This window comes from Microbispora sp. H11081, from assembly GCF_012999535.1.
Taxonomy (GTDB): domain Bacteria; phylum Actinomycetota; class Actinomycetes; order Streptosporangiales; family Streptosporangiaceae; genus Microbispora.
In genome coordinates, this window is record NZ_JABBWV010000003.1 from 110,859 (window position 1) to 129,906 (window position 19,048).

Genomic DNA, 19,048 nt, shown 5'->3' on the forward strand with positions numbered 1-19,048 from the left:
GCCGGTGCCCGCTGCGCGTCGGCGTGCCGTCCGAGGGGAGCCGGAAGGTGTTGTTTGGGACATATCCAGTAGAGGAGAGGGTGTTCTAGGGTTAACTGATCGGAGTTGACCTTGACCTGGAGGAGACCGAGGCGTGCGCAACACCGGAGCGCCCGTCGACCCGCCCACCGATCCGTCCGGGGCGGGGCCCGCTCCTCCGCGCAAACATCCGGTGCGCCGCGTCGCCTCGCTGCCCCGAGGGGTCTCCGCCCTTCCCCGGGGCGTGTCGGCCGACATCTTCGCGGAACCCGCCGTGCCTGCCGGGGCCAGGCCGTCCGGCGGCGAAAAGATCCCGCCGCCGGCTCCGCCGGCTCCGCCGGTCGAGCCGTGGCGGGTGCCGGATCGCCCGGTGCGGGAGGAACCCGCCCTCCCGCCGCAGGACCTCGACGACCTGCAGGACCCAGATCACCGGGGCCGTACGCTCCGCGCCGCGCTGATCGGCCTGGCCGTGCTGCTCCTGCTGCTCTATCTCGTGCCCGCCGTCGCCATGGCGGGGAAGATCCTGCCCGGCACCATGGTGCTCGGCGTCGACATCGGCGGGCAGAGCACGACCGAGGCCGTCGCCACGCTGCGCGAGCGGTTGTACGCCCAGACCAGGACGCCGTTGATCGTGCGGCAGGGCACCCGGCGCCTGACCGTCGACCCGGCGCAGGCCGGTCTCACGCTCGACGCCGAGGCCACCGTACGCGCCGCGCAGTCGGGCTTCCCGAGCCCGCCGGAGGTGTGGAGCGCGCTGACCGGCAGCCGTGAGGTGCGGCCCGTCGTGTCGGTGGACCGGCGCAAACTCGACGAGATCGTGGCCAGGACCATCGCCGCGCCGCTGGAGGAACCGACGCGCGAGGGTGACGTCTCTTTCGACGGGGTCACCCCGGTCCCCGTCTATCCGCGACCCGGCAGGATCGTCGACAGGAAGGCGACGGCCGACCAGATCGTGAGGGGCTACCTCGACCCGGAGGTCGTGGTGGTGGTGCCCACGACGCGGGATCTCCCGCACATCACCCGTGCCGAGGTGCGGCGCGTCCTGCGCTGGGCGGACCGGGCGGTTGCCGCGCCGCTGACCCTGACCAACGGCGCCACCTCGGTCAGCCTGCCGCCGCAGACGCTGGCACGGCACCTGACGTTCGCGCCGGAAGGGGCGGTCCTGCGGCCGCGGTTCGACGCCGAGGCGGCGATCGCCGGTGTCGAGCCCGCGCTGCTCGGCACCGCCCGGGTGGCCCGCGACGCCGCCTTCGCGATCGAGGACGGCCGGCCGGTCCTGGTGCCCGGCGAGCCCGGCGACCGGGTGGACACCGGCCGCCTCGCCGCCGACGTGCTGACCGCCCTCGACCGGGGCACACGTACGGTGGCCGTGCCGATCGTGAACGGTCCGCCGAGGTTCACCGACGACGCCGCGCGGCGGATGGGGATCCGCGAGAAGGTCGGCGGCTTCACCACCTCCTTCGCCTGCTGCGCCGGGAGCGCGGGCAACATCCGCGCCGCCGCGGCGCTCCTGGACGGCCGCCTGGTGGAGCCGGGGGAGACGTTCTCGTTCAACCAGGTCGTCGGCCCGCGCACCGCCGCCGCGGGGTTCGGCGGCGTCGGCCCCACGCTGATCCCCGGCGAGACCGGCACGGACGCGCCGGGCATGGACCAGGTCGCGACCACCATGCTGAACGCGGTGGTCCGCGCCGGGCTGCGGGTCACCGACCACACCCCGCCCGAGGCGCACGCCTCCCACCTGCCGGTCGGCACCGAGGCCGCGCTGTCCTTCCCCCACCCCGACCTGCGCTGGAAGAACGACTCGCCGTACGGCGTGCTCGTGAAGGCGTCCGCGGCCGGCGACTCGCTGACCGTGACGCTGTGGAGCACCCGGCGGTACGACGTGGACCTGCAGAAGCCGGTCGTCACCCAGCGGGTGTCGCTGCCCCCGGTGATCCGTCAGGGGCCCGGCTGCGTGCCGGAGCGGGGGCGGCCCGGCTTCACCGCCACGGTGACGCGGGTGCTGCGGCGGGACGGCGAGGTGGTCTCCCGGCAGACCTTCCGCGCCTCCTACCGGGCCAGGGCCGGGGTCGTCTGCACAAGCTGATCAGGACGAGGGCGGCACCACCAGGATCCGGTCGTCGTCGTCCTCGGGGGTGCTCCGCCCGTCCCGGTTGCTGGTGGACACCCACAGCGTGCCGTCGGGCGCGGCGGCCACCGCGCGCAGCCTGCCGAACTCGCCGTCGTACACCGCGGTGGGGCGGCCTGCGCGGCCCGAGGCGTCCACCGGGACCCGCCACAGCCGCTTGCCGCGCAGCGCGGCCGCCCACAGCGCCCCCCGGGCGTACGCGAGGCCGGACGGCGACGCCTCGGAGGTCGACCAGGTGAGCAGCGGATCGGTGAAGCCGGACCGGCCGCCCACCCCCTCGACCTCCGGCCAGCCGTAGTCGCCGCCCTTCTCGATGAGGTTGATCTCGTCGTAGGTGTTCTGGCCGAACTCGGTGGCGTACATGTGCCCGCGGTCGTCCCAGGCCAGGCCCTGCACGTTGCGGTGCCCGTAGGACCACACCAGGGTGCCGAAGGGGTTGCCGGGGGCCGGCCTGCCGTCCGCCGTCATCCGCAGGATCTTGCCGCTCAGCGAGTCCTTGTCCCTGGCCCTGCTCGGCTCGCCGATCTCCCCGGTCGAGGCGTACAGGTAGCCGTCGGGGCCGAAGGCGAGGCGGCCCCCGTTGTGGATGACGCCCTTCGGGATCCCGCTGACGATCACCGTGGGCTCCGAGAGCCCGTCGTCGTAGCGGTAGCGGACGATCCGGTTGTCGTCCTCGGCCGTGTAGTAGACGAAGACGAAGCGGTCGGTGGCGTAGTGGGGCGAGACCGCCACGCCCAGCAGGCCGCCCTCGCCGCTCGGCGACACCTCCTCGATGGTCGCGACCTTGTCGACCTCGCCGTGCGGCGTGACCCGCAGCAGCCGCGCCGACGAGCGCTCGGTCACCAGCGCGTCGCCGCCGGGCAGGAAGGCGATCGCCCAGGGCACCTCCAGGCCGGTGACCAGCGTGCGCGGCCGGGCCGAGCCGTCACCGGCCGTGGCGGGGCTCGTGGCGGGAACCTGCGGGGGAGTCCCCGCGTCGCCCGGCGCGCACGCCGTGGCCGCCGTCAGAAGGGCCGCCGCCAGGAGCGTGACGCCCGTGCTGTGCCTGTCCGTCATCCGTGATGACCTCCTCATGGCCTCCATACTCGCGGGCGGGGGCGCCGGTTCCCTAGGTTGTTCCTCGTGAAGATCTGGGTCGCCTCACAGGACATCGCCGACGCGCTCTCCGACCTGCCCGCGGGACTGCCTGCCCTCGACTGCGCGGTGTACGACGGAAGGACGCCGCCGCCGGGCCCGCCGGAGGAGGTGGAGATCTGGGTGCCCCCACTGCTCCCGATGCCGGACATCCCCGTGGTGCTGCCCCGCATGACCGGTCTCCGGCTGCTGCAGACCGTGACGGCGGGGGTCGAGCCCTACCTGCCGTACGTGCCGCCGAAGGCGGTCCTGTGCAACGCCCGAGGCGTCCACGACGCGGGAACGGCCGAGTGGGTCGTGGGCGCGATGCTCGCCGTGCTGAGGGAGTTCCCCGGCTTCGCGGCCGCGCAGGCCAGAGGCGAGTGGACCTACCACCACACCGGCGTCCTCGCCGACTCCACCGTGCTGATCGTCGGCTACGGCTCGATCGGCGAGGCGCTCGAACGCCGTCTCACCGGATTCGAGGTGGACATCGTGCGGGTGGCGCGCACGGCCCGGGACGGCGTCCACGGACAGGACGAACTGCCGGCGCTGCTGCCGGCCGCCGACGTGGTCGTGCTGCTGGTGCCCGCCACGGCCGGGACCACCGGTCTGGTGGACGCCCGGTTCCTCGCCGCGATGAAGGACGGCGCGCTGCTGGTGAACGCCGCTCGCGGGTCGGTCGTGGACACCGACGCGCTGCTGACCGAGTTGCGGTCGGGCAGGCTGCGGGCGGCGCTCGACGTGACGCCCGTGGAACCGCTGCCGCCCGGCCACCCGCTCTGGACGGCCCCTGGGATCTTCATCACACCGCACGTCGCCGGCAGCACGCCGGCGTCCCTGCGGCGTACGAGGAAGCTGGTGCGGGAACAGGTCATCCGGCATCTGACGGGCCGCCCGCTCGCTAACATGATCACCGGGCACTACTGACCGCTCCGTTAAGGATTCCGGAACGTGGCTGCCTCGTGACCTGGGGTGCGTACGCTGAAGCTCAGCGTACGCGGCTGGTTATCAGATCGGTGACGACTCGCTCGTTGTCCCCCTCTCGATCAGCGGCTGTGCGCACACTGGCAATGTGACAGGGAGAGTAAAGCCGAGTCGAGAACGGGAGGGGCAGTGACGGCACACCCCACCGGGTCCGGCGACGCTGAGACGACCCCGGCCCCCGCCGAAACCCCCGACGACACGACCGCCGGTGGCGAACCGGCGACAGGTGCGGAGGCGACGCGCGTGAACGTCCGGCGTGACCCCCGGGTCCCCATCACCACCGCCGCCGGGCTCGGCGCGGTGGCGGTCGCCGTGGCCCTGGTCGCGGGTGGCGCCGCGCCGGTCATGACCGCGATCGCGGGAGTCGTCGCCGGCCTGCTCGCGGCCACCTCGCTGATCACGGCCGCCTCCCGCGTCGTCCCCGCCCACAGGCGCCAGCCCGGCGCCTGGCGCTGGATGGCCGCCGGGTCCCTGACCTGGCTGCTCGGCGTCGGCCTGCGGCCCGTGGCGGACGGCACGCCGTTCGTGCTGACGTTCGCCGACCTGCTCATGCTCGCCGGATCCGTGCTGCTCGCGATCGGTTGCGGTCTGTCGGTGAAACCACCCGCGTTCACGCGCGGGGTCATACGCCAGGCGGCCGACGCCTACCTCGCCGCGGCGTCGGTCTTCGCCGTGGCCTGGGTCGCCGTGCTCGGCCCGGCGTTCAGGAAGGCCGAGGACACCGGCGCGTTCTTCGTCGCGCTGGCGCTGCCCGTCGTATGCCTGCTCGCGACCTGCGCGGTCACACCGGCCGTGGCGGCGTCGCGGTCGAGCAACCGCCTGGTCGGGCTCACCGGCGTCGGGGTGCTCGCCGCGATAACGGTCGCGGAACTGGCGACGGCACTCGCCCGTCTCGACGGGGACACCCCGCCGCTCGCCGCCGGTCTCGTCGTCCCGGCCGCGCTGCTCGTTCTCGCGGTCACCCCGTGGGCGCAGGAGGTGCGGCCGGTCAGGCCGCTGCCCGCCGCGCTGACGGCCGCGACCCCGATGCTGCTCGTCGCCGCGGCCACGGTGACCGCCACCCTGTACGTGATCGGCAACAGCCGCGACGCCGCCCTGGCGGTCGTGGCCGCCTCGGTCGTCCTCGTCCTGCTCGGCCGGCTGTTCGTGCTCCTGGTCGAGACCGCGGGCATGCGCCGCCTCGTCGACGTGGGCGAGCAGCAACTGCGCAGGCTCGCCGAGAACACCGGCGACGTCGTGCTCGTGTGCGACCCCGGCGGGGTCGTGCAGGAGGTGGGCCCCGGCCTCGAGACGACGTACGGCTACTGCCCCGACGACCTCGTCAGCCGGCCGATCTCCGACTACATCCACCCCGAGGACGTGCCGGCCGTACAGGCCCTGCTCGACCGCATGACGGCCGAGGACGACGGGCTGGAACGGGAGGGCGGCACCCGCATCTCCTGCCGGTTCCGCGCCTCCGACGGCACCTGGCGGCCCACCGAGTCCGTCGCGGCCCGGCACGTACGCGAGGACGACCTCGTCCTGGTCACCATCCGCGACCTCAGCGACCAGGTGGCCCTGCGCAACCAGGTCACCCACCTGACCTTCCACGACGGGGTCACCGGGCTGCCCAACCGGGCCTACTTCGAGGAACGCGCCCGCGAAGTGCTCACCCGGCGGGGAGCGGGCGGGACCGCGGTCGTCTTCCTGGACCTCGACGGTTTCACCTCCGTCAACGACTCCGTGGGCCACGCCAGCGGCGACTACCTGCTCGGTCAGGCGGCCCGCCGCCTGCGCTCCGCCGTACGGGCCGACGACACCCTCGCCCGGTGGGGCGGGGACGAGTTCGCGGTGCTGCTGGAGGGCGGCGCGGCCGGCGGCACCGACGCGCAGACCGCCATCGACCTGGCCGAGCGGCTGGTCCGCGCGGTCTCCAACGAGCCGTTCCGGGTGGCGGACCGGGACGTCGCGCTGACGGCGAGCGTCGGCGTGGCGTTCGCCGAGGAGGATCTGCCCCCCGGAGACCTGCTGCGCAACGCCGACGTGGCGATGTCGCGGGCCAAGGAACTCGGCGGGCGCAGGGTGGAGGTGTTCGCCACCCACATGCACGCCGACGTCCTGCGCCGCCTGGAGATCGCCTCCGACCTGCAGCGGGCGCTGCTGGAGCACCAGTTCGCGATCGAGTACCAGCCCGTGGTCGACCTGGCGACCTCGGAGGTGACCGCCGTGGAGGCGCTGGTGCGCTGGTGGCGCGGTGGCACGTTCGTGCCGCCCGAGCAGTTCCTCGGGGCCGCGGAGGACACCGGGATCATCGTGCCGCTCAGCGAGTGGATCCTGCGCGAGGCGTGCCGCGAGGTGGCCGCCTGGCGCGCGTCGTCCTGGGACATCGGGCTGGCGCTGAACCTGTCCGCGCGGCAGATCATGGCGCCGCGTTTCGTGGAGACCGTGGCCGAGGCACTGAGCGAGAGCGGGCTGCCCGCCAGCAAGCTGACTCTCGAGGTCATCGAGGAGATGCTGGTCGAGGACGCAGGCGACATGATCAGCAGGCTGTCGGAGCTGAGGGCCCTCGGCGTACGGTTGGCCATCGACGACTTCGGCACCGGGTACGCGTCGCTGGCGTTCCTGCGGCAGTTGCCGGTCGACATGATCAAGATCGACCCGTCGTTCGTCTCCGGGCTCGGCCGCGACGACACGCTGACTCTGCTGACGAAGACGATCGTGCAACTCGGCAACGACCTCGGCCTGATCGTCGTCGCGGAGGGAATCGAGCGTCCCGAGCAACTCGACCTGCTGCGCAAGATGGGCTGCACCCGTGGCCAGGGCTACCTGGTGGCCCGCCCCATGGCAGCCCGCGGCGTCGACTCCCTGATGCCCACCACCACCCTCCAGAACACCGCCTAACCCCCACCCCCCCACCCCACCCCCGCCGTGATCTTGTAGTTTGTCGCAGGCGCGGCCCCTACCAGGGCGTTCAGCTTTGGTGATCTTGCAGTTGTGTGACGTACACTCACTCTGACCTGGGCGTTTCCTGTTCGTGATCATGCAGGTGGGGCAACTCGGGTCAAACGACTCGCAGGCTGCAAGATCAGATGTGGTGTTCGTGCTGGTCGTCGCTGCTTCTGGGGCGTTCGTTCATGATCATGAAGGTGGATTCCGCAGCTCGTCCCCGTCGCCTGCGACAAACTGCAAGATCACGAAGGGGTCCGCCCAGTTCGCCGTACCCTCGTGCGACAAACTGCAAGATCACGGCGGGTGGGGTGTCTTGGATGGCGAGACGGGCGTCCCAGATGATTTGACGCGGAGGCGGTCCATCGGACATCGTGTAGCCATGCATAGCGGTGGGATCCTCGTAGTACTTCGCAGGCGCGCAGCCTGACGAAGCACTCGGTCCTGCGCGCGCCCCAGCTCCGCATAGCGGATGGGGCATTTTTTATGCCAGGAGTCACGCCAAGCAGCCCAGCAACAGCAAGCTCAGCCACAAGGAACGAGCCGATGACCGAGAAAATGACAGGTGCCCAGGCCCTCGTGCGGGCGCTGGAGCAGGTCGGGGTCGACACGGTGTTCGGGATCCCGGGCGGCGCCATCCTCCCCGCCTACGATCCCCTCTACGACTCGACCAAGGTCCGGCACGTGCTTGTACGGCACGAGCAGGGCGCCGGCCACGCGGCGGAGGGCTACGCACAGGCGACCGGCAGGGTCGGGGTGTGCATGGCCACCAGCGGCCCGGGAGCGACCAACCTGGTCACCCCGATCGCCGACGCCTACATGGACTCGGTGCCGATCGTCGCGATCACCGGTCAGGTGGCCTCGCCGCTGATCGGGACCGACGCCTTCCAGGAAGCCGACATCTCCGGCATCACGATGCCGATCACGAAGCACAACTTCCTGGTCACCAAGGCCGAGGACATCCCGCGGATCATCGCCGAGGCGTTCCACATCGCCGCCACGGGCAGGCCGGGACCGGTCCTCGTGGACATCTCCAAGGACGCGCTGCAGGCCACCACCACCTTCTCCTGGCCGCCGGTCATGCAGCTGCCCGGCTACCGCCCGGTGACCCGGCCGCATTCCAAGCAGATCCGCGAGGCCGCCCGGCTGATGACCGAGGCGAAGCGGCCGGTGTTCTACGTCGGCGGCGGCGTCCACAAGGCGGGGGCGTCGGCCGAGCTGATCGAGCTGGCGGAGCTGACGGGCATCCCCGTCGTCACCACGCTCATGGCGCGGGGCACCTTCCCCGACAGCCACCCGCAGCACATGGGCATGCCCGGCATGCACGGGAGCGTGTCGGCGGTCGGCGCCCTGCAGCGCTCGGACCTGCTGATCGCGCTCGGCACCCGGTTCGACGACCGGGTCACCGGGCAGCTGTCCAGCTTCGCGCCCCACGCCAAGGTGATCCACGCCGACATCGACCCGGCGGAGATCTCCAAGAACCGGCACGCGGACGTGCCGATCGTGGGTGACTGCCGTGAGGTGATCGGCGACCTCATCACGGCGGTGCGGACCGAGCAGGCCGACGGCCGCAAGGGCGACTACGCCGACTGGTGGCGGATCCTGAACGGTTACAAGGAGACCTACCCGCTGGGCTACGAGGAGTTCGCCGACGGCTCGCTCGCCCCGCAGTACGTGATCGAGCGGCTCAGCGCGCTGGTGGGCCCGGACGCGATCTACACCGCGGGCGTGGGCCAGCACCAGATGTGGGCCGCGCAGTTCATCAAGTACGAGAACCCGGGGACGTTCATCAACTCCGGTGGCGCGGGCACGATGGGCTTCTCGGTTCCGGCCGCCATGGGCGCCCAGATGGGCCGCCCGGACAAGGTCGTGTGGGCGATCGACGGCGACGGCTGCTTCCAGATGACCAACCAGGAGCTGGCCACCTGCGCCATCGAGGGAGTGCCGATCAAGGTCGCCGTCATCAACAACGGCAACCTCGGCATGGTCCGCCAGTGGCAGACGCTGTTCTACGACGAGCGTTACTCCAACACCAACCTGCAGCGCGTGAAGCGGATCCCCGACTTCGTGAAGCTGGCGGAGGCGTACGGTTGTGTCGGCCTGCGGTGTGAGCGGCCGGAGGACGTGGACGAGACCATCCGCAAGGCCATGGAGATCAACGACGTGCCGGTCGTGGTGGACTTCGTCGTGCACCAGGACGCCATGGTCTGGCCGATGGTGGCCGCGGGCACCAGCAACGACGAGATCAAGTACGCCCGTGACATGGCGCCGAACTGGGAGGGCGGAGAATGAGCCCCGCCCGTAGCGCCGACGACCAGCAGAGCGAGGAGAGGGCATGAGCCGGCACACGCTGTCCGTCCTGGTGGAGAACAAGCCGGGCGTGCTGGCCAGGGTGGCCGCCCTGTTCAGCAGGCGCGGGTTCAACATCGACTCGCTGGCCGTCGGGCCCACGGAGCACGCCGACATCTCGCGGATGACCATCGTCGTGAACGTGGAGGACCTCCCGCTGGAGCAGGTCACCAAGCAGCTCAACAAGCTGGTCAACGTCATCAAGATCGTCGAGCTCGACAACACCCAGTCGGTGCAGCGCGAGCTGATGTTGATCAAGGTGCGGACCGACTCGGAGAGCCGGTCCCACGTCCTCGAACTCGTGAACCTCTTCCGGGCGCGTTGCGTGGACGTGGCCACGGACGCGGTCACGATCGAGGTCACCGGGACGACCGACAAGCTGGAGGCGTTCGTCCGGGTCCTTGAGCCGTACGGCATCAAGGAGCTCGTGCAGTCGGGCATGGTGGCCATCGGCCGCGGTGCCCGTTCCATCACCGACCGCTCGCTTCGCGCCCTCGACCGCAGCGCATAGCTCCCATTGCAGGCACGTCGCGACGGACAACCCGTGAAAGGCAAGCAAGTGACTGAGATCTTCTACGACGACGACGCCGACCTGTCGGTCATCCAGGGCCGCCACGTAGCGGTGCTGGGGTACGGCAGCCAGGGCCACGCGCACGCCCTGAGCCTGCGCGACTCGGGCGTGGACGTCCGGGTGGGCCTCCCCGAGGGCTCCAAGAGCCGGGAGAAGGCCGAGGCGGACGGCCTGCGGGTGCTGTCGCCGGGCGAGGCCGTCGAAGAGGCCGACCTCACGATGATCCTCGCGCCGGACCACGTCCAGCGGCACCTGTACGCCGAGCACGTCGCGCCGAACCTCGTCGAGGGCGACGCGCTGTTCTTCGGTCACGGTCTCAACATCCGCTACGGCCTCATCGAGGCCCCGGCGGGCGTCGACGTGGCGATGGTGGCGCCGAAGGGCCCGGGTCACCTGGTCCGCCGCCAGTACGCCGCCGGCCGTGGCGTGCCCTGCCTGGTCGCCGTCGAGCGTGACGCGACGGGCTCCGCCTGGCCGCTCGTGCTGTCGTACGCCAAGGGCATCGGCGGCACCCGCGCCGGCGCGCTGAAGACGACCTTCACCGAGGAGACCGAGACCGACCTGTTCGGCGAGCAGGCCGTGCTGTGCGGCGGCGTCTCCGAGCTGATCAAGGCCGGGTTCGAGACGCTGATCGAGGCCGGCTACCAGCCGGAGGTCGCCTACTTCGAGTGCCTCCACGAGATGAAGCTGATCGTGGACCTGATGTACGAGGGCGGCGTCTCCAAGATGTACTGGTCGGTGTCCGACACCGCGGAGTACGGCGGCTACACCCGCGGCCCGCGCGTGGTCAACGAGGAGACCAAGAAGGAGATGCGCCGCATCCTGGACGAGATCCAGGACGGCCGCTTCGCCCGTGAGCTGGTCGAGGAGTTCGACTCGGGGCAGACCAACTTCAAGCGCTACCGCGAGGAGCTGGCCGTCCACCCGATCGAGCAGACCGGCGCCAAGCTCCGCCCGATGATGAGCTGGCTGAAGGGCGAGCAGGCCTGACGCCCGCGACGATCTGAGCGCCTGACCGCGGCGCCGCGCCCCGTCTACCCGGTGGGGAGCGGCGCCGCGTCGCGTCTCACGGCCCCCGCCGCCGGCATTCGCGGTCAGGCTTGGAGCGAGACCAGGTACACGCAGTCGCCGAAGGCGATCTCGTCGCCGGCCCGTACGTGTGCGGGGCCGACCAGGCGCCAGCCGTTGAGCCGGGTGCCGTTCATCGAGCCGAGGTCGACCAGCAGCCAGGAGTCCTGCTCCCGCCGCAGCTCGGCGTGGACCCGCGAGACGGTCAGGTCGGCGAGTACGAGGTCGCAGGAGGAGCCGCGGCCCACCAGGTAGCGGATCCGGCCGTCGGCGGGCAGGGCGAGGCGGGGCAGCCGGGGACGCCGCCAGGCTGACTCGATCCGGCTGCTCAACTCCGACACGGAGGCCACGGCGTCGGTGATCCTCCTACGCCAGCGCCCCCGGTGCGGCAGGTCGGCGACCAGCTCGTCCAGCTCGTTGCGGTTGCGGGCGCGAAGCGCGAGGTCCACCCGGCCGACGAAGGTCTCCATGGACAGGCGTCCTTCGGCGGCCCGGTCGCGTAGCTCGCTCAGCGCGCGCTCGCGGTCCCCGTCCGAGGCGCGAACCGGGGGAGAGCTCATGATTGGAAGTATCCGCCGCACTGGTCCGAGGTGTCCAGAAGACCGCCGTAATCCCCTTCGATCCCGGCCCGGGAGCGGGGCCGCCGGGCGTGGCGTCTCCGCTCCCGGTCGAACCGGTGTGTCTACTGCCGGCCGAAGTCCTGGGTCCAGTACGCGCCGGAGGCGACGTACCCGACGCCGATGTCGGTGTAGGCGCAGTTGAGGATGTTCTGCCGGTGCCCGGGGCTGTTCATCCAGCCCTGCACCACCGCCTGGGCCGTGCCGTAGCCCTTGGCGATGTTCTCCGCCGCCGCCCGCCAGGTGTACCCGGCTGCGGTGATGCGGTCGGCGAAGGAGCGGCCGTCCTTCGAGGTGTGCTCGAAGTAGTTCTTCGCGGACATGTCGGCCGAGTGGGCGTACGCGGCGGCGCGCAGGCGCGCGTCGTGCTTCAGCGGGCCGCAGCCCGCCCTGGCCCGCTCGATGTTGGTGAGGCGCACCACCTCGTTCTCGACGGCGGTGCCCACGGCCTGACCGCCGGTGGGAGAGACAGCGGGGGAGGCGGCAGGAGAGGCGGCAGGAGAGGCGGAGGGGCTCGCCGCGGGGACGGCGGTGGGGGCGGGGGACGAGGTGACGGAGGGGGCGGGAGCGGGGAGGTCGCAGTCGAGGCGCACCGGCCGCGACCGCGACAGGTGGCCGCGGTAGTCCGTGACGACGCTGTAGTAGGTGCCGTCCACGCAGGTCAGGGCGACGACGACGCGCGCGTTCCTGACCACCTGAGAGCCGCTCTTGACGACACGGTCGGGGCCTGGCCTGCTGTTCACGATCCGGACCCGGAAACGGGCGTTGTCGACGCATCCGGCCCGCGAGCCCGCCGCCCGGATCTTGCCGTCCAACGCCACGTAGGGCTTGGCGGCGGCGACCCGGCAGCCCCTGTGCTGAGCCTCGGCCTGGGCGGGGGTGGCCGCCATGCCGACGGCCGCGAGGCTTCCGAGGCACAGGACCGCACCGAGCGCTCTGTTCACGATCATCTCCAGTGGGGGTTAGACGCTGGGGAAGTCGCCATTATGGTGCGCCACACACTGACATATGGGGATAAATCGGTCTTAAGCCTAAAGAATCTACCTTGTCTTGAACTTTCCTTATGCTGGGTATGCCCACGACTGATGGATAATCCGCAGGTCAGCGGCATGATCGGCGGAAGGCCCGCCTTGAGGGCCCCTTAAGGTCGTCCGGAGGCCGCCCCCCGGCCCGGCTCAGCTCTCCGGCCTGACCGCTTCGCCGCCTCCCGGCTGCCCGTCGGGCCGCACGCCGCCCGTGGAGTCCGTGGAGTCCGCGGCGTCCGTGGTCCCGGGCGCGCCGACGACGGCGGCGAGCCGGTCGGCGGTCAGGTTGTACTTGAGGGTCATCAGCACGCCCGCGAACGTGATCAGGCCCGGCACCACGGTCACGCCGATCACCACCGCGACAAGGGCGGTGTCCGGCTGGATCACCGGGTTCTCGGGATCGGAGGAGATGAAGCCCCCCACGGTCAGCACCCAGCCGTACGTGGTCGCCCCGAGCGCCGACACCGCGTTCTCCACCGCGGTCCACAGGCCGGTGAAGACCCCGCCCCTGCGCTCGCCGCTCACCACGCCGTCGTACGCGATGACGTCGGCGAGCATGGAGAACTGCAGCAGTTGCAGGCCCGCGTAGCCGATGCCCACGATCATCACGCACAGGTGCGCGTACAGCGAGCCGAGCGAGGGCGTCGCGAGGATCAGCAGCGCGCCGCCGGTGAACAGCGACCCGGACAGGATCATCGCGCCGCGCTTGTCGAGCCTGCGCGCCAGCCATACCCACAGCGGCATCGTGACCAGCATCGGCCCGACGAGGGCCGCGAAGAGGGTGGTGGTGGCGGAGGTGTCGTCCAGGGCGTAGGCCGCGAAGTAGGGCGCCCCCGCGAGCATCACGCCCGCCCCCAGCGTCTGTGCGGAGCTGAGCCCGAGCAGCCACATGAACGGCTTGCTCGTGCGGGCCGCGGCGAGTTGCTCCCGCAGCGTGCCCTCGGACCGCTGCTGGCCCGTGAAGGGGGCGCGGGCGGTGCCGAAGAACGATCCCAGCATCGCGAGGAGCAGGATCGCGCCGAAGACGACGCCCATGGTGCGATACCCGTCGGCCGTCTCGCCGGCGATCGTGGGCGCGAGGATCCCGCTCATCGCGATCCCGATCGCGATGAGCACCATGCGCCACTGCAGCAGCGAGGTCCGCTCGTGGTAGTCCGTGGTCATCTCCGCCGGCATCGCCTTGTACGGGACCTCGTACAGGGCGTAGCCGGTCGCGGCGGCGAGGAAGGTGACCCCCACGTACAGTCCGGCGGTCGTGCCGGTGAGCGGCGGCCCGGCGAACATCAGGGCGAACGACACCGGCAGCACCGCGGCGCCCGCGAGCAGCCAGGGCCGGCGCGGCCCCCATCGGGAGACGGTGCGGTCCGACCACCGGCCGACCAGGGTGTTGGCGACCAGGTCCCAGGCCTTGGGCAGGAAGAGCACGACGCCCGCGAACGCGGCCGGCACCGCGAGCACGTTCGTCATGTAGAAGAGCAGCAGCAGCCCGGGGATCGTGGAGAAGTTGGCCGTGCAGAACGAGCCGACCGCGTAGCCGAGGCGAACTCCGTGGGGGACCTTCGACGGGGATGGCGTCGCCGCCGTGGAGACCATGGCGCCAATTCAAGCCGAGCAAGCGCCCGTTCGGAAGATCCCTCTCGCAACGGTTCGGCCGCTGCGTGATCTCCCCCCGATCTCCGCCGGCCAGGTCCGGCGGAGATCGGAGCGGAGCCCGGTGTCAGTCGCGCACGTCGGGGCAGACGACGTGGGCGCCGATCTCGATGAGCCGGCGTTCCGTGTGGGCGTCGGCGACGCGGGCCATGAGCACCGGCGCCTCGCTGGCCGCCAGTTGCGGCAGCCGGGCGCGCACCCGCCGGTGCAGGTCCTTGACGATGTCGTCGGCCCCGAGCGTGTGCACCTTGACGTGCAGCATGATCCCCCACAGCCCCGCCGCCGTCTTGGACTCGGAGATCCAGACGTGGTGGACGTAGGGATACTCGGGCAGCAGTTCGGCGACCGCCACCCGCAGGGCCGGCAGGATCGGATGGCGCGTCCTCCGGTAGCCGGGGTCCACCACCTGCATGGCCCCCGACAGGTGCTGGCGGGGGGCGGGGACCCACTGCGACGGCAACGCGGCGGCGGGCGCCGCAGGGGCCGGAGCCGGGACCGGGGCGCGGGCGGGCGGCGGGGGCGGAGCCTGCCTGCCTGCCTGCGCGCGGGTCACGGTCGCCATCGCCCCCGTGGCGTACGCCGTGGGGCCGGCCGTGCCCATGGCGGACAGCGCGGGAGCGGGACCCGTGCGGGTCTCCTCCAGATGGCGCCGCAGGTCGTCGATCGGCACGGCGGCGGCCGCGGGACCGGCCGCGTCGATCACGATCTCGCGCACGCCGGTGACGCGCTGGATGTCGAGGATGGTGTCGGCGTCGCACGCGGACAGCGAGTGGCTGCCACGGTGCCTGGCGTAGGTCGCCGGTGCCGTGTAGCCGAGCAGAACACGCTCGCCGGTCTGGGTCGTGCCGAGCACCACGGAGCGGTCGGGACGGACCGCCACGAGGATGCCCCACTCCGTGAGGGCCGCCAGGAGCTGCCGGGGGCTGCCATGCCGCGCGAGAACGTCGCCCAGGAAGGGGTTCCCGTTGCTCATAGCCTGAACGATAGGGACTGGACCATGGCGAATCAGGCTAATCCCGAAGATTAGGTGGGATCAATACCGAGATGGGTGACAGTCCGTATGGATCATGTGAAGACGGGGTACATCCCCTCATTGTGCCCTTACATGAGCGAGTCTCATGAATCTCGGTGGTCCCCTGCGACCCTCCACGCCCGGTCTCGTCCCCAGGACCCGCTCAGCGGGCGGGGTGCCCGCCGCCTGGCTCGAACCGCGCGCTTGAGCGGGGAACGGCGCGCCCGATCCGAGACCGGGTCGTCGCGTCCCCGCGACACCGCCGAGACCTTGGGCGTCTCGTATGCCGGGCGCTCGTGAGAGCTTTCACAAGGCCCCGATAGACTCAGGTCGTCCGCGCTGTCGCACTTCACGAAGGACTCAACCCAGTGAACAAGCCCGTCGTACTTGTCGCAGAAGAGCTCTCAGAAGCGGGCCTCGCCGTGCTCGGCGCGGATTTCGAGGTCCGGCACACCGACGGCGCCGACCGGTCGCAGCTGCTTCCCGCCCTCGCCGACGTGGACGCCCTGATCGTGCGCAGCGCCACCCAGGTCGACGCCGAGGCCATCGCGGCCGCCTCAAAGCTTCGCGTCGTCGCCCGCGCGGGCGTGGGCCTGGACAACGTCGACGTCGAGGCCGCGACCAAGGCCGGCGTCATGGTCGTCAACGCCCCGACGTCCAACATCACCAGCGCCGCCGAGCACACGGTCGCGCTGATCCTCGCCAGCGCCCGCAACGTGGCCCAGGCGCACTCCGCGCTCAAGGGCGGCGAGTGGAAGCGCTCGAAGTACACCGGCGTCGAGCTCGACGAGAAGGTCGTCGGCATCCTCGGTCTCGGCAAGATCGGCCAGCTCGTCGCGCAGCGCCTGCAGCCGTTCGGGGTCGAGCTCATCGCGTACGACCCCTACCTGCAGCCGGCCCGCGCGGCGGCCATGGGCGTGCGTCTGGCGTCGCTGGACGAGGTGCTCCAGCAGGCCGACTTCATCACGGTCCACCTGCCGAAGTCGAAGGAGACCATCGGCCTCATCGGCGACCGCGAGCTGCACATGGTCAAGCCGACCGTGCGGCTGATCAACGTCGCCCGCGGCGGGATCATCGACGAGAACGCGCTCTACTCCGCGCTCAAGGAGGGCCGGGTCGCGGGCGCCGGCATCGACGTCTTCGCCAAGGAGCCCTGCACCGACAGCCCGCTGTTCGAGTTCGACCAGGTCGTGGCGACGCCGCACCTCGGCGCCTCCACGCACGAGGCCCAGGAGAAGGCGGGCACCCAGGTCGCCAGGAGCGTCAAGCTGGCGCTCGCCGGCGAGTTCGTGCCGGACGCGGTGAACGTCCAGGGCGGCGCGGTCGCCGAGGACGTGAAGCCCGGCCTGCCGCTCACCGAGAAGCTGGGCCGCATCTTCACCGCGCTCGCGGGCGAGGTGGCCACCCGGCTGGTCGTCGAGATCCGCGGCGAGATCTCGGCGCAGGACGTGCGGGTCCTGGAGCTGGCCGCCCTCAAGGGCGTCTTCACCGGCGTCGTGGAGGACGCGGTGACCTACGTCAACGCGCCGCTGCTGGCCAAGGACCGCGGCGTGGTGGTGGAGCTGGTCACCAGCGCGGAGAGCCCCGACTGGCGCAACGTCATCACGGTGCGCGGCGTGCTCGCCGACGGCCGTACGGTCTCGGTCTCCGGCACCCTGTCCGGTCCCCGGCAGATCACGAAGATCGTCGAGGTCAACGGCTACGCGATGGAGATCGAGCCGACCGAGCACCTGGCGTTCTTCACCTACACCGACCGCCCCGGCATCGTGGGCATCGTGGGCCGCCTGCTGGGCGAGCACGCCGTGAACATCGCCTCCATGCAGGTCTCCCGGGACGTGAAGGGCGGCAAGGCGCTGATCGCGCTGACCGTCGACACGGCGATCCCGTCCGAGGTCGTCGAGCAGATCGCGGGGGAGATCGGCGCCGACAGCGGCCGTACGGTCGACCTGGAGGACTGACACTCGCATCCGCTCATCGGACGGCCCGGCGCCCCGCGCGCCGGGCCGTCCGTTTTTTCCGGTACGTGGACGGCGTCTCAGGAAGTGAGATACTAGGTCGTCCTACGAGATTGTGGGGTACCCTCGTGATGACGAGGCGCCCCGCACTTCCATCTGCCGCGACGGGGCCTGATCAGGGCAGGCCGGCCCGTCGCGGAGCGCCGCGCCGACGGCCTTTCGGCTCGCCCGTGACGCGTGACCCGCGTTCCACCGGCGGCTGACGTTCCCGGATCCGCGCCAGCGGGTCCGCGTTCAGCATTCCTCCGTCAGAGAGAGAATCGCCATGTACGACATGTACCCCTGGGGCCGTTCCGAAGACGCCGAGAACGAGGCGGCCGAGGCCCTGCAGATCGCGCTCGACCGCCGTGACAACGGGGGCGCTCCGCAGCGCTGATCCCGGCCGGGCCGTCCACGGCGCGCGACTTCGTGTTCGAGTGCGCGGCCGAGCGCGGCCCGCCTGACGCGCGGTTGCCGGGGAAATGACCGAATGGTGAGATCGTGTTTCGATCTCCGAGACAACCGGTAAGGTACACGCATGGAGTCGAGCAACATCCGCCTCGCAGTGATCCCCGGTGACGGTATCGGCACCGAGGTCGTCGCAGAAGGCCTCAAGGTCCTCAACGCCGCGGGCGTCAAGTCAGAGACCACCGAGTACGATCTCGGCGCCAGGCGCTACCACGCGACAGGGCAGACGCTTCCCGACGAGGTCCTCGACGAGCTGCGCGGCTACGACGCGATCCTGCTGGGCGCCGTCGGCGACCCGAGCGTGCCGCCCGGCATCCTGGAGCGCGAGCTGCTGCTGCGCCTGCGCTTCGAGCTCGACCACTACGTGAACCTCCGCCCGGTCAAGCTGTTCCCCGGCGTGACGACGCCGCTCGGGGAGGCCAGGCCCGAGGACATCGACATGATCGTCGTCCGTGAGGGCACCGAGGGTCCGTACACCGGCGCGGGCGGCGTGATGCGCCGCGGCACGCCGCACGAGATCGCCACCCAGGAGTCCTTCAACACGGCGTACGGCGTCGAGCGCGTCGCGCGCTACGCCTTCGAGAAGGCCCTGAGCCGGCCGCGCCGCAAGCTGACGCTGGTCCACAAGACCAACGTGCTGACGTACGCCGGTGACCTGTGGGCGCGCACCGTCGACCGGCTCAGCCTGGAGTTCCCCGAGGTCGAGACCGACTACTGTCACGTCGACGCCGCCTCGATGTTCTTCATCACCCAGCCGCAGCGGTTCGACGTGATCGTCACCGACAACCTGTTCGGCGACATCCTGACCGACATCGGCGCGGCGGTCGCCGGCGGCATCGGCCTCGCGGCCAGCGGCAACGTCAACCCGGCCCGCACGGCGCCGTCCATGTTCGAGCCCGTCCACGGCAGCGCGCCGGACATCGCGGGCCAGGGCAAGGCCGACCCGACCGCCACGATCCTCTCGGTCGCGATGCTCCTCGACCACCTCGGCCACGCCGCGGCGTCGGCCAGGGTCGAGCAGGCCGTGGCCGACGATCTGATCGAGCGTCAGAGCGCGTGGACGGCGCGCTCCACCCGCGAGATCGGCGACGACATCGCCGCCCGAGTAGCCGGCTGATCCCGG

The 19,048-nt window shown here is 71.2% G+C and carries 13 protein-coding genes; 8 read left to right on the forward strand and 5 right to left on the reverse strand.

Annotated elements, in window-relative coordinates; genetic code table 11:
- The first annotated feature begins 133 nt into the window (after positions 1-133).
- Complete coding sequence (locus tag HHX31_RS10040; protein ID WP_169947500.1) at positions 134-2,104, forward strand: VanW family protein; 1,971 nt, start codon at positions 134-136, stop codon at positions 2,102-2,104.
- Here the strand turns inward: HHX31_RS10040 and HHX31_RS10045 are convergent, their stop codons facing one another.
- Positions 2,105-3,202 carry a sorbosone dehydrogenase family protein gene (locus tag HHX31_RS10045; RefSeq protein WP_249345857.1) on the reverse strand — a complete coding sequence of 366 codons (1,098 nt, stop codon included), beginning with the start codon at positions 3,200-3,202 and terminating at the stop codon, positions 2,105-2,107.
- 66 nt (positions 3,203-3,268) lie between these two features.
- On the opposite strand from HHX31_RS10045, the gene HHX31_RS10050 reads away from it, so the two are divergent.
- The 5 genes from HHX31_RS10050 (at position 3,269) to ilvC (ending at position 11,081) form a co-directional block, all read left to right on the forward strand.
- Positions 3,269-4,189 (forward strand): 2-hydroxyacid dehydrogenase, encoded by a 921-nt coding sequence (locus HHX31_RS10050; protein ID WP_169947504.1) that lies wholly within the window; start codon positions 3,269-3,271, stop codon positions 4,187-4,189.
- Between the two features lie 300 nt (positions 4,190-4,489).
- Complete coding sequence (locus tag HHX31_RS10055; RefSeq protein ID WP_311931718.1) at positions 4,490-7,126, forward strand: bifunctional diguanylate cyclase/phosphodiesterase; 2,637 nt, start codon at positions 4,490-4,492, stop codon at positions 7,124-7,126.
- 531 nt (positions 7,127-7,657) lie between these two features.
- Positions 7,658-9,463 (forward strand): acetolactate synthase large subunit, encoded by a 1,806-nt coding sequence (locus HHX31_RS10060; protein ID WP_169947506.1) that lies wholly within the window; start codon positions 7,658-7,660, stop codon positions 9,461-9,463.
- Positions 9,464-9,506: 43 nt separating this feature from the next.
- Positions 9,507-10,031: an acetolactate synthase small subunit gene (ilvN, locus tag HHX31_RS10065; RefSeq protein ID WP_169947508.1), complete on the forward strand. Its 525-nt coding sequence runs from the start codon at positions 9,507-9,509 to the stop codon at positions 10,029-10,031.
- Positions 10,032-10,088: 57 nt separating this feature from the next.
- A complete protein-coding gene (ilvC, locus tag HHX31_RS10070; RefSeq protein WP_169948292.1) occupies positions 10,089-11,081 on the forward strand; it encodes a ketol-acid reductoisomerase in 993 nt (330 codons plus the stop codon).
- A 104-nt stretch (positions 11,082-11,185) separates the two neighbouring features.
- Here ilvC and HHX31_RS10075 read toward each other — a convergent pair whose 3' ends face one another.
- The 4 genes from HHX31_RS10075 to HHX31_RS10090 all read right to left on the reverse strand — a co-directional run bounded on the left by HHX31_RS10075 (position 11,186) and on the right by HHX31_RS10090 (position 15,424).
- Positions 11,186-11,719: a DUF1707 and FHA domain-containing protein gene (locus tag HHX31_RS10075; RefSeq protein WP_169947510.1), complete on the reverse strand. Its 534-nt coding sequence runs from the start codon at positions 11,717-11,719 to the stop codon at positions 11,186-11,188.
- A 122-nt stretch (positions 11,720-11,841) separates the two neighbouring features.
- A complete protein-coding gene (locus HHX31_RS10080) occupies positions 11,842-12,720 on the reverse strand; it encodes a CAP domain-containing protein (protein WP_169947512.1) in 879 nt (292 codons plus the stop codon).
- Between the two features lie 231 nt (positions 12,721-12,951).
- Positions 12,952-14,394, reverse strand: a complete 1,443-nt coding sequence (locus HHX31_RS10085) for an MFS transporter (RefSeq protein ID WP_169947514.1) — start codon at positions 14,392-14,394, stop codon at positions 12,952-12,954.
- 124 nt (positions 14,395-14,518) lie between these two features.
- Positions 14,519-15,424 (reverse strand): hypothetical protein, encoded by a 906-nt coding sequence (locus tag HHX31_RS10090; RefSeq protein ID WP_169947516.1) that lies wholly within the window; start codon positions 15,422-15,424, stop codon positions 14,519-14,521.
- A gap of 407 nt (positions 15,425-15,831) precedes the next feature.
- On the opposite strand from HHX31_RS10090, the gene serA reads away from it, so the two are divergent.
- Together serA and HHX31_RS10100 are read left to right on the forward strand one after the other, a co-directional pair.
- On the forward strand, positions 15,832-17,421 hold the full coding sequence (gene serA, locus HHX31_RS10095) for a phosphoglycerate dehydrogenase (protein WP_169947518.1): 1,590 nt from the start codon (positions 15,832-15,834) through the stop codon (positions 17,419-17,421).
- 574 nt (positions 17,422-17,995) lie between these two features.
- Entirely contained in the window at positions 17,996-19,042 is a 1,047-nt protein-coding gene (locus HHX31_RS10100; RefSeq protein WP_169947520.1) for a 3-isopropylmalate dehydrogenase, read from the forward strand.
- Positions 19,043-19,048 lie beyond the last annotated feature (6 nt).